Source organism: Prosthecobacter vanneervenii, assembly GCF_014203095.1.
GTDB classification, from domain to species: domain Bacteria; phylum Verrucomicrobiota; class Verrucomicrobiia; order Verrucomicrobiales; family Verrucomicrobiaceae; genus Prosthecobacter; species Prosthecobacter vanneervenii.
Map to the genome: position 1 here is coordinate 187,616 of NZ_JACHIG010000009.1, position 11,962 is coordinate 199,577.

Annotated in this window: 8 protein-coding genes; 4 read left to right on the forward strand and 4 right to left on the reverse strand. The window is 60.3% G+C overall.

All coding sequences use genetic code 11. From position 1 onward, the window contains the following. The first annotated feature begins 2 nt into the window (after positions 1-2). The 4 genes from rnhC to HNQ65_RS19550 all read left to right on the forward strand — a co-directional run bounded on the left by rnhC (position 3) and on the right by HNQ65_RS19550 (position 5,467). Positions 3-941 carry a ribonuclease HIII gene (gene rnhC / locus HNQ65_RS19535; protein ID WP_184342119.1) on the forward strand — a complete coding sequence of 313 codons (939 nt, stop codon included), beginning with the start codon at positions 3-5 and terminating at the stop codon, positions 939-941. Between the two features lie 86 nt (positions 942-1,027). Further along, entirely contained in the window at positions 1,028-1,354 is a 327-nt protein-coding gene (locus HNQ65_RS19540) for an HU family DNA-binding protein (protein WP_184342121.1), read from the forward strand. Positions 1,355-1,458: 104 nt separating this feature from the next. Beyond that, on the forward strand, positions 1,459-4,572 hold the full coding sequence (locus tag HNQ65_RS19545; RefSeq protein WP_184342123.1) for a c-type cytochrome: 3,114 nt from the start codon (positions 1,459-1,461) through the stop codon (positions 4,570-4,572). A 94-nt stretch (positions 4,573-4,666) separates the two neighbouring features. Further along, positions 4,667-5,467 (forward strand): 3-keto-disaccharide hydrolase, encoded by an 801-nt coding sequence (locus HNQ65_RS19550; protein ID WP_221306221.1) that lies wholly within the window; start codon positions 4,667-4,669, stop codon positions 5,465-5,467. 175 nt (positions 5,468-5,642) lie between these two features. Here HNQ65_RS19550 and HNQ65_RS19555 read toward each other — a convergent pair whose 3' ends face one another. The 4 genes from HNQ65_RS19555 to HNQ65_RS19570 are packed head-to-tail and all read right to left on the reverse strand — an operon-like array spanning position 5,643 to position 11,927. Beyond that, positions 5,643-7,091 (reverse strand): hypothetical protein, encoded by a 1,449-nt coding sequence (locus HNQ65_RS19555; RefSeq protein ID WP_184342125.1) that lies wholly within the window; start codon positions 7,089-7,091, stop codon positions 5,643-5,645. A 17-nt stretch (positions 7,092-7,108) separates the two neighbouring features. Next, positions 7,109-8,110 (reverse strand): leucine-rich repeat domain-containing protein, encoded by a 1,002-nt coding sequence (locus HNQ65_RS19560; protein ID WP_184342127.1) that lies wholly within the window; start codon positions 8,108-8,110, stop codon positions 7,109-7,111. A gap of 40 nt (positions 8,111-8,150) precedes the next feature. After that, the gene (locus HNQ65_RS19565; protein WP_184342129.1) at positions 8,151-9,548 is read right to left on the reverse strand and encodes a DUF1552 domain-containing protein; all 1,398 of its coding nucleotides are present in this window, start codon (positions 9,546-9,548) and stop codon (positions 8,151-8,153) included. Positions 9,549-9,560: 12 nt separating this feature from the next. Beyond that, the gene (locus HNQ65_RS19570) at positions 9,561-11,927 is read right to left on the reverse strand and encodes a DUF1592 domain-containing protein (protein ID WP_246438433.1); all 2,367 of its coding nucleotides are present in this window, start codon (positions 11,925-11,927) and stop codon (positions 9,561-9,563) included. Between the last annotated feature and the right edge of the window lie 35 nt (positions 11,928-11,962).

An 11,962-nucleotide genomic window follows, 5' to 3' on the forward strand; every position in this document is an offset into this window, starting at 1 on the left:
TGATGCCAGCACTCACCAGCTACACCCACGCACTCACCTCCAGTCAGGCAGCAAAGCTGCGCACACTGCTGGAGGGGCGCGGCTGGGAGTTTCAGGCCAAGCCCTACTGCCTCTACGCCGCGGCTAAAGGAAAGGTGAACATCAGCGTCTATGAAAAGGGCCCCAAGATCGTCGTGCAGGGAAAGGAAACCGAGGAGTTCGTCACCCTGCTGCTGGAGCCCGAGGTGCTCGGAGAGGCAAAGCTCGGCTATGAGGAGGTGCACCATCCTGAAATGTTCCAGCCCCATATCGGGGTCGATGAAAGCGGCAAAGGCGACCTCTTCGGCCCCCTCGTCATCGCAGGCGTCTATGTCGATGGCGAGGTAGCGCACCGCCTGCGCGAGATCGGGGCCGTGGACAGCAAGCGCATCAGCAGCGACGAGCGCATCTTCAAGATCGCCTCCGACATCCGCCGCATCCCCGGTCTCGCATGGGAGGTCATCGCCATCAACCCGGAGCGCTATAACGAACTCTACACCAAATTCGGCAACCTCAACCGCCTCCTCGCCTGGGGCCACGCCAAGGTCATCGAAACCCTCCTCACCCGCGTCCCCGGCTGCCAGCGTGCCATTTCAGACCAGTTTGCCAATCCGGCCGTGCTCCAGCGAGCCCTCCAGACCCGCGGCAGGGAGATCGAGCTCGTCCAGCGCACCAAGGCGGAAAGCGACCCCGCCGTGGCCGCCGCCTCCATCCTGGCCCGCGAGGCCTTTGTCCGCTGGCTCAATGACCAAACCCACAAGTGGGGCGTGACTTTTTACAAAGGCGTGTCAGAAAATGTGAAACAATCCGCCGTCAGCTTGGTACAAATGCATGGCCGAGAGGTTTTACCCACACTCTGCAAGATGCACTTTCGCACCTCCTCCGAGATTTTGTCCGGGATAGTTTCGGATTCCCCCAAATAAATCCACCGCTTCCACCGTAGGTATAGGGGATATTTCGACACAGAATTTAGTTGCACCCCATTAATCGTCTCGCTAGTCAGATACTTATGTCAACGATCACCAAGAAAGATTTGGTTGCGGAGCTCAGCAACGCAACAGGAATCAAGCATGCCGACACGCTGGCCATGGTGGAGGCCTTCATGGAGCTGGTTTCCAAAAACCTCGCTGAAGGCAATGAAGTGACCCTGCGCACCTTTGGCACCTTCGACCTGCGCATCGCTCGCGGCAAGATCGGCCGCAATCCCAAGCAGCCCAACTCCGAAGTCATGATCCCTGACCGCTACGTCGTGCGGTTCAAGCCCAGCAAGGAGCTCAAGTCCCGCGTCGCTTCTCTCTCGGTGCAGAAGGTGCCGGAAAACAGCAATCACGCCTGATCGCCTCCCCACCCTGGACCTGCGAGTCCGCGAGGCACTCTCTACAAAAAAGGTTGCTGGCAGAATGCAACGTCAGCTGATTTGGTGCGTACTCTCCGGCCACCATGTTGCCTCGTATTCTATCCACGCTAGCCCTCGCCTTTTTGCTAAACACTGCTGCCAGCGCCGCGCCCCAGTGGATCTGGCTGTCCAAAAATGGCGACAAAGATCCCAAAGTCACCTTCCGCTATCGCTTTGAAGTCCCGCACAACGCGCACTTCGCCACTCTGGAGCTGACCTGCGACAATGGCGCAGACGCCATCCTCAATGGCAAAAAAGTCCTCACCAATCCCGACTGGCAGGAACCCACCAAGGTGGACGTCAGCAAGGACATCAAGCGTGGCGAGCAGAACGAAATCATCGTCAACGCCCGCAACAAAGGCGGCGTCGCAGCGCTCATCGCTCGCCTTACCATCAAGCTCCCGAACAATCAGGAGAAAGTCCTCGTAGAGACCACCGACAAATGGGAGGCCACCAAGACCGGCACAGAGGCTTGGCAGCCAGCCCTGGTCATCAACGACTACGGCAAGGGCCCTTGGGGCCTGGCCCTCGATGGCAAATCCAGAGGTGGAAACAGCGGCCCTGCCGAAAGCATCGCCGCCTCCGAAGTCACCGTTCCTAAAGGCTTCAAGGTGGAGAAACTCTACAACGTGCCCAAGGACCAGGAAGGCTCCTGGGTGGCCCTCACCGTGGATCCCAAAGGCCGCCTCATCGCCTGCGACCAGTACGGCTCCATCTACCGCATGAGCGTCCCCGCCATCGGCAAAACCGAAGCCCTCAAGCCCGAAAAGCTCTCCGTCCAGCTCGGCAAAGCCCACGGCCTCCTCGCCGCCTTCGACAGCCTCTACGTCATGGTCAATGAAGACGGCAAGAACAACGGCCTCTACCGCGTGCAGGACTCCAACGGCGACGACCAGTACGACAAGATCACCAAGCTCCACACCATGGCCGGTGGCGGCGAGCACGGACTGCACAGCATGACCGTCAGCCCCGATGGCAAGCGCATCTTCTTCAACTGCGGCAACCACACCAAGCTGCCCGAAGGCCTCGAAGACAGCCGCCCAGCTAAAATCTGGAGCGAAGACCACATTCTCCCCCGCTTCTGGGATGCCAATGGCCACGCCCGCGGCATTCTCGCTCCCGGCGGCTACATCTGCAGCATGAACCCCGATGGCAGCCGCCTGGAGCTCTTTTGCTACGGCTTCCGCAATGAGTTCGACATCTGCTTCAACGACCAGGGCCAGCTCTTCACTTACGATGCGGACATGGAGTGGGACATCGGCTCCCCGTGGTACCGCCCCACGCGTGTGAACCACTGCGTCAGCGGTGCTGACTACGGCTGGCGCAGCGGCAGCGGCAAATGGCCCAACTACTACCCCGACTCCCTCCCCACCACGCTCGACATCGGCCCCGGCAGCCCCACAGGCGTCGTGGCTGGCACGGGTGCCAAATTCCCCGCTAAGTACCAGCACGCCATCTTCATCAATGACTGGACCTACGGCACCATGTGGGCCATCCACCTCCAGCCCCAAGGCGCCAGCTACACCGCCACCAAGGAGGAGTTCGTCTTCGGCAAGCCCCTCCCCCTCACAGACGTCGTCATCCACCCGCAGGATGGCGCTATGTACTTCGCTGTCGGTGGCCGCAAATCCCAGTCCGGCGTCTATCGCGTGACCTATGTCGGCGAGGAGTCCACCGCACCCGCCAAAGCTCAGCCTCTTGGGGCGGAGTTCACACTTCGTGCCTCTCTGGAGGCCTACCACACCGGCAAGGTGGATGCCGCAGCCGCGCTGCAGGACGCCTGGAAAAACCTCAGTCATAGCGACCGCCACATTCGCTACGCGGCCCGAGTCGCCATCGAAAAACTGCCCGTGGAGCTCTGGAAGCAGAAAGTGCTCTCAGAAACAAACCCCACCGCCTTGATCGAAGGCCTCATCGCCCTCGCACGTGTCACCGGAGCCAAGGCCTCTCACGAAGGCGGCAGGCCCGCCGCCAAGCCCACCGGCACCTCCTCCGAGCCCATCGGCTACGTCTCCTCTGAAAACGCCGAACTCGAAGGCCTCATGCTTCTTTCACTCGGCAAGCTCGCAGGGGCAGAACTCCCGCTCGACCAGCAGCTCGCCGCCCTCCGCGCTCTGGAGCTCATCCTCATCCGCCTTGGCAAGCCCGACGCCGATATCTGCTCCAAGATCGCCCTCGCGCTCGATGCCTTCTATCCAGCAGAGGATCCCTACATCAACCGCGAGCTCTGCCAGATCCTCGTCGCCATCGATTCCCCCACCGTCGTCTCCAAAACCCTCGCCATCATGGCCACCACCAAGGACGATTTCCAGGAGGTCACCACTGATGCCGTGCTCAGCCGCAATGACGGTTACGCCAATGCCGCACGCGCCGCTGCTGGCAGCCGCCCCAATGCCCAGCAGATCAGCTACATGGTCGCTCTGCGAAACGCCACCGCAGGCTGGACACCCGAGCACCGCCAGACCTTCTTCTCCTGGTTCCCCCACGCCCGCACTTGGAAAGGCGGCAACAGCTTCAAAGGCTTCATCGAAAACATCCGCAAGGACGCCATGGCCACCTTTGTGCCCAAGGAGGAAGTCGCCTCCCTCGAAGCCCTCAGCAGCAAGGTCGAGGCCAGCACCTCCATCCCCAACTACGTGGCCCCCAAAGGCCCTGGCAAAAACTGGACCGTCGATGAAGTCGCCACCCTCACCGCAGGCGGCCTCAAAGGCCGCGACTTCGCCAATGGTGAGGCCATGTACCGCAGCATCATGTGCGCCACCTGCCACCGTTTCAATGGAGACGGCGGCAGCATCGGCCCCGACCTCACCGGCGCTGGCAATCGCTACACCATGCGCGACCTCATGGAAAACATCGTCGATCCCAGCAAGGTCATCTCCGACCAGTACGACAGCCACGAGATCACCAAGAAGGACGGCACCGTCATCGTCGGCCGCATCGTCGTCGAAGAGAACGGCAAGGTCTTCATCATGACCAATCCCTTCGCCCCCAACGACCACATGGCCATCAACGAAAGCGACATCGCCAAAAAAGGCACCCGCAAAGTCAGCATGATGCCCCCCGGCCTCATCAACACCCTCAACCAGGACGAACTCCTCAACCTCATCGCCTACCTCATGAGCGGCGGAAACGCCAAGGACAAAGCTTTCCAAAAGTAGCCCAGTTGCGCTGCAACTGGAGCATGGAAGGCCGACGATTTCGTCGGCCTTCTTTTTGCCAGAAAATTCACCACCACCACGCCGTTACCAAATCATGCGTCACCTCTTCCTCACTCTTCCCCTCCTTGCCACCCTCGCTTCTTCCGCCGAGCCCGCCAAGCAGCCCGAGCCCCCAAAAGAAAAGCCCTTTACCCCCGGCGGCATCTACCGCGAGGGCGACATGCAGCGCCCACGCCCCACCGTGATCACGCCGCCCACGGCGACCACCGCTCCCAGCGACGCCGTCGTGCTCTTTGACGGCAAAGACCTCTCCAAGTTCATCCGCAAGCCACGCAAAGGCGACCCTGACCAGAGCGAGGTCCCCAACTGGAAAATCGAAAACGGCTATGCCGAGATCAAACCCAAAGGTGGCGACATCGAAATCCGCGACAAGTTCGGCTCCTGCCAGATCCACCTCGAGTGGGCCACGCCTGCCGAAGTCGTGGGCAAGAGCCAAGGCCGTGGCAACAGCGGCGTGCTCATTCACGGCTGGGGAGAGGTCCAGGTGCTCGACTCATACGAAAACGACACCTACCCCGATGGACAGGCCGGTGCCATTTACCACAAGTATCCGCCGCTGGTGAATGCCTGCCGCAAGCCCGGCGAATGGCAGAGCTACGACATCATCTGCGAATGCGCAAAACTCGATGACAAAGGTGCCGTGCTCCAGCCCGCCCGCATCACCGTCCTGCAAAACGGCATCATCGTCCAACACGCCGCACCGCTGGAAACCAAGATGCAGGAAGTCGTCTTCGCCCTTCAAGATCACCACACCCCCACCCGCTACCGCAACATCTGGGTGCGCCCCCTGCACCGCTACGATGAGAACGCGAAGAGCTCCGAAGCCGCGAAATAAAGTCGGTTTGCGGTTCCAGCATGAGCACAGCCAAAGGCTGGCCTTGGATAGTGGTCCGCACAGTCCTCTGTGCGGTTCGCCAGCCCCCTGACGCACGAGCCCTTCCTCACTCTCCAAAAACTCTTGTGCGATTTGCCGCACTCCTCAGCGTTTTTCCAAAGCCTCCACCCCACGCCTACTTCTTCGCCACCGCAGGCTTGCGCATCTTCTCCGTCACCATCTTGTGCGTCTCCTCGCCGATCCAAAGGTCGGTGCAAACTGAAGCCTTGCCAGGCAGTTCAGCGGTGCGGTTGAAGAGCAGGGCGTCTCCTTCTTTTAAATCGGCCAGCTTCACCTGCTGCTCCCCCTTCCACACGCGGGTGGCGTCACTCACCTTGAGAATCGCGCTGCCAATATCCTGCGGGCGCTGCATGTCACCATTGTAGTCCTTCACCAGTGGCAGCTGCCAGGCCACGTGGATGCGCTTGCCGTGAATGGCAGTGACGCGCGCAGTGATGGCATTCGCACTGGCATGGCTGAAGTCATCGCTGATGAAGCTCACGCGGCTAAAAGCCCCCGTCGCATCCTGATACAGGTGGAAGCGGTAGCGCTGCCCGGTGGGTAGCTGGGCAAACTGTGGATCAGCCCCCAGGTATTTGAGAGTGTGGTGCTTGAGGAGCGTGAAGTTCACCTGTTCGCCAGCCAGCTCAGCCATGAATTTACCGCTGCCGGTCTTTGCATCAGCCTGCACCAGTTCGCCAAACACCACGTGCTCGGAAAAGGGCGGCGGCTTCACATCATCCTTGAGCTGATACCACGGCAGATGCGCATTGCTGAATTCTGTCCGGAAGGGAAACTGCTCCGGATACTCCTTAGCCACGTTTTCGACCAGCTCCTGGTTCAGCATGCGCCCAAAGCCGTAACCCATCAGGCTCTCGCCATAAAACTGATCCTGCACTTTCCATCCCGTCAGGAAAACGCGCACCACACGCCCGCGCCGAAAGCCCTCCAGCATGTTGCTCACCTTCACCGTGACTTGCACACCGCTGCTGCCAAAGTATTCGGTGGGCACCTTGTTCACTTCCGTGATGGAGCAGCCTTCGCCGTCCACACCCGGATTCCAAGTGCGCAGCTCGTCATTTGCCACGCAGAGCTTGCCGCCTTTTCCCACAGCGAGCAGCTCGCCATAGGCGGCCTGAAAAGCAGCCGGATCACCGCTGAAAAAAGTCACCGTGACGGTGTTCCCCTCTGTCTTGTCGATCCAACCCGCCACGCCACGCTTCTCGGTAAACTCGCGGAATTTCCTCAGCTGCGCCGCATCCGCAGCCTGGCCGTCATCAGTAGTGGTCAGCCTAGTCATCTTTCCTTCCGCATCCGGCAGCATCACAAAGGTCATCTTCGTCCCCAGCGGCACCTCGCGCAGATCTGCCTCGGCACCGTGATACTTCATGACCGCGTACGGCAGCATGCTGAAGCTCATCAGCTTGCCATCATCCGCGCGGAACTCTCCGCTGCGATGGATGAAATCCAGGCCGACCAGCTCGCCATGGATGCGCCTGGCATCATTGAGAGAAGGAAAGCCCGCCACATCCGCAGCAGCAAGGGACAGCGCGGAGGCAAAGAGAAAGGCGCAGAGGGTTCGCATGAGTTGTTAAAGCAGTGTCACTTAAATTTCACATCCACCTTAGGCAGCAGCGCCTTGATCTTGGCCTGCGTCTCTTCCGGATAGCCCTTCTGGCGGTCAATGATTTTGAGCTCCTTGAGGAACGTAAACCCTTGCAGCAGCGGCAGGCGCTCAGCGGGCATAGCCGGACTGCCGAGCTCCAGTGATTCGAGCTGTGTCATCGTCGCCAGCACCTTTAGATCCTCATCCGTGGTGGTCTTGCAGTTGGTAAGCGTCAGTCGCTTCAGCGTCTTGATCTCCTTCACGATGGGCAGCGACTCCGATTTATCGAACCCTTCGCCCAGCTGCAGGTAATCAAGCGGCAGGGCCGTGATGTTTTTCAGCGCCGCCGGAGTGGCATGCGCCCCCAGTTCCAGCCCCTTGAGCTTCGTCAGCTTGGCCAGATTTGGAGCGCCTGCGTCCGTGAACTTTGCGTGCGCCAGGCTGATGCTTTCCAGGTTCGGCAGATGCTCGCACAGTTCCTTCAGCCCCTCGTCATCAATGCTGCTGCCACGGTGGCTCACCTTCACCAGCTTGGTAAAACCCTCAAACTTCGCATAGGCACGCCCGGTGATCTTGGTGCCCACAAACGAGAACGATTCAAGATTCTTCAACCCCGCCAGCTGCACCATCCCCGCATCCGTCAGCGATCCATTGTTGGTAAAGCGCAGCACTTTGAGGTTGGTCAGCTTCGCGATGTTCGGCATCCACTCATCATTAAACTTGGTGGAGATGATGTTCAGCGACTCCAGCGTGCTGATGTGCCCCAGATGCTCAAAGAAAGCCGCGTCATACGGGTCTTCCTTGCGATGATCATGCGGCCCGGTATTCGGCACAGCCAGATCCACCAGCTTCAGGCTCTGCCCGTCCTCGGTCTTCTCGACCTTGCCCTTGGCCCCTTCCACAATTTTGGCAACGGCTTCGGCATGCGGATCCATCGCAAGGGCGGAAACGCCGGAGGCGATAACAAATAGGCTGATCAACGACAGGGTTGGTTTCATGAAAAGGGTTGGTCGAAAGGAATGAAGCAGAGGCACAGAATCACACGATCTCACTGACAGGCCCCAGGCTGTCCACGAAGGTCTCTGCATTCACCTCCATCTTCTGCAGCATCGTTACCAGCACATTGCTCAGGCGGGCCTTGCCGTCCTTGGGCTTGCCGCACAGGCTGCGCCATTCGTCGTAGCTCAGCGTGTAGTCCTCTTTCAGGTGCGGACGGTTGTAGTCGATGTGCTGCCCATGCTTCAGGCCCAACCCCTTGCCCCCCGCCAGCAGGATCGGCAGGTTGCTGTTGCAGTGGCTGTGGCCGTAGCTCATGCCGCTGCCAAACAGCACCATCGTGCGGTCCAGCAGAGGTTCGTCGCCGTCCTTGACCTCGCGCAGCTCATCCAGGAAATGCGCAAACTGCTGCATGATGAAGGCATCACTCTTCGCCAGACGGTCCAGCACCACCGGATCGCCATTATGATGAGAGAGGTTGTGCCGCGCCTGTGTGATCTGGATCTCCGGAATCGCCAGCCCGTTGCCCTCGCTGCCGTTCATGTAGGTCACCACGCGCGTCATGTCCGTGCGCAGCGCCAGCACGATTAGGTCAAACATCGTGCGCCAGTACTCTCCAGCCTGCGCCTTGGGCACATCACGCTGGAATGGCGCAGCCAGATTCTTCTCCACCACCGGCTTGGGAATGTCCAGCCAGGCATCCAGACGCTCCGTGCGCTTCTCCACATCACGCACGGCGTGCATGTATTCATCCAGCTTGGTGCGGTCATCCGTCCCCAGGGACAGCCGCAACGACTTCGCATCATCCAGCACCGAATCCAGCACACTCCGCCGCTTGGTCAGCCGCGCACGCTGCGCCCCAATTCCGCCCGGCTCTTCGCCAAACAGGCGGTTGAAAATGATTTTCGGATTGTCATCCGCGGGCAGCGGCACGCCATCGCGGGAGAAGGCCAGCGTGTTAGAGTTAAACGGCTGCCCCGTGCCCGTGGAGATGGAAAGCTCTAGCGAGTTGAATCGCGTCTGCTGCCCCACCACCTCCGCCATCATTTGGTCGCAGGAGATCGTGTTCTCATACTTGCGCCCACCCTGCGCATCGATCTTCGCCCCCGTCAGCCACGTATCCGCGCACACATGTGCCTGCCCCAGCCCGTTCGGATGATGCAGACCGCTGAACACCGTAAAATCCTCCTGATGTTTCGCCAGCGGCTTCAGCGAAGGCGAAAGTTCATAGCCCCGCCCCGCCTTCGTGCACTGCCACGTCATGCCGTTCACCCCGTTTGGAATGTACACAAACACACTGCGCCTCGGCTTCGCCGTGGCCGCAGCACTCGCACGCATCGGCACCATCGCATCCAGCAAAGGCAGTGCCATCGTGGTGCCGATGCCACGCAGAAAATGACGGCGGTTAAGTAGCCAGCGTTGGGTTTGGATGTTGCTCATGGCGATGTCGGTTTAACGTTTCAAAAACAGCGGACTTGTGACGAGTGATTCAATCAGCGATGCGAGCTTGTAATCGCCCGCTTTCGATTCCTGCACGATGCGCTTCAGCTCATCGCGGTCCGAGAAGGTCATGCCCCGGCGCAGCGCGTAGGTGGCCAGCTTGTCGGTCACAGCGGCGGCAAATTTGTCCAGGTCATCCAGCAGCAGATGCTTCAGCGCCACCGAGTCGGCAAACGTGCGCCCGTCGGGCAGCATCCCGCTCGGGTCCAGCTTGGGGTTGTCTCCCACACCATCCTTGATCGTCTCCACCGTGCGCCAGCGACCGATGGCGTCGTAATTATCAAAGGCGATGCCCAGCGGGTCGATCTTGTTGTGGCACGCGGTGCAGTTTGGGTCGGAGCGGTGCAGCTCCAGCTTCTCGCGCACCGTCGTCTTCTTCGCCTTCGCATCAGGCGTGGTCAGCGCAGGCACATTGGCGGGCGGCGGCGGTGGTGGCCTGCCGATGATCGACTCAAGCATCCAAACCCCGCGATGCACCGGACGGTGCCGCGTACCATCGGAAGTCAGACTCAGCACCGAGGCCTGCGTCAGCAACCCGCCACGGTGATGCTCCGGCTTCAGCGCGATGCGCTGCATCTGATCCCCGCGCACACCCTCGATGCCATAGTGCATCGCCAGCCGCTCGTTCATCATCGTCCAGTCAGAATCCAGGAAGTCGCGCAGGCTGCCGTTGCGCTTCAGCACTTCATCAAAAAAGCCCAGCGTCTCTCCCACCATGCTCTGCTCCAGGTTCTCGTCATAGTCAGGGTACAACTCCTTGTCTGGCGGAAACATCCCCACCTTGCGCAGTTGCAGCCATTGGCGGGGAAAGCTCTCCGCAAACGCCCTCGCCTTGGCATCAGCCAGCATGCGCTTCACCTCAGCTCCCAGCATCTTAGCCTCGTGCAGCTTGCCTTGCTTCGCCAGCTCCAGCAGCCGCTCGTCCGGCATGCTGCTCCAAAGGAAATAAGACAGCCTGGAGGCCAGTTCATAGTCGCTCAGCTTGGGCGCTGCCTTCGCAGCATCCCCTTCTTCCAGATACAGAAAGCTTTTCGCGCAAAGCACAGCGATCAGGCCGTTCTTCACCGCCACCTCAAAGGAGTCTCCCAGCTCCAGCGACTTCTGCACCGGCTGCATCAGCCGCTCGATCTCCTTCGCCTGCACCGGCCGCCTCCACGCGCGTGTGGCAAACTTCGTCAAAATCTCGCGCGCATCCTTGCTCACAAAAATCTTCTGATGCGCCTGCGTCGGCCACGAATCCACGATTGGCCCGTCCCACTCCACGGTGTCAATGATCAGCGTTGGCTGGATCGGCTTGAAGTCATCATCCGTCAGCTTCAGCTGCCACGGCACGCGGCTCCTCGTGTTGGTAAAAGCGTTCGGCGTACCGCTGTGGCGCGAGCGCCGTCCTTCCGGATTCGGCCCCGGCACCGAGTTGATGATCCGCACCGGATACTTGCCCGCCACCAGATGCACACGTGCCTCCACCGTGATGGGCTTGTCCTCCGGCGCATCCACATCCTGCTCGATCAGCGTGGTGTTGATGCTCGACATATACACCTTCAGGCGCGGCGCACGTCCGCCCTCCGGCCGCAGCCCGCTCAGCTTCAGCCGCAGGATGTAGTCTCCCGTGTTCTTGATCTCGATGTTCCAGCTGTCCGTCGTGTAGTTCCTCGGCACGATCTCGATGCGCACCTTGTCCGCGATGCCACGCGCCTCATATTCCTCCTTGAAGCCCTTCCACCGCATGTCAAAGGCCTCCCAGCGGATCACCTCACGCTTGGGCTCTGGCCTGATCGACAGCGCCTCATCCAGAATCGCATCCGCTGCGCTCAAATACTTCTCCACATGCGCCGGCGAAAGCGTCAGCACCGAGCCAATGCGCTCAAAGCCCTTCCAGTCCGGATCTTCCGGTAGCCCGCTCGGCGCTTTCACATCAAAGTTCACTCCCAGCAGATCGCGGATCGTGTTGGCATACTCATCACGCGTCAGCTTGCGAAAGGCCACCCGCTCACCCGCCGAGGACTGGCGCACCGTTTCCGCTTCACGCAGCTGCAGCAGGATCCAGTCTGCCACCTTGGAAATCTCCTCCGGCTTCGGTCTCGCCTCATCCTCCGGCGGCATGTCACCGGAGTTGATGCGGCTCATGATCTCCTCCCAGTGCCCCATGATCTTTGGCGACTGCAGATCCACGATGAGATTGTCCACCCGCAAGTCCCCTTTCTGCTTTTTGGCATCATGGCAGCGGTTGCAGTGCTGCTCAAAGAAAGGCCGCACCAGGCCGTTCAGTTCACGCGATTCGGCCCCCACGGCGGCGTGGGTGGTCAGGAGGACTGTCATGGTCAGTGCGGAAAGCAGGAGGCGGCTCATTGATC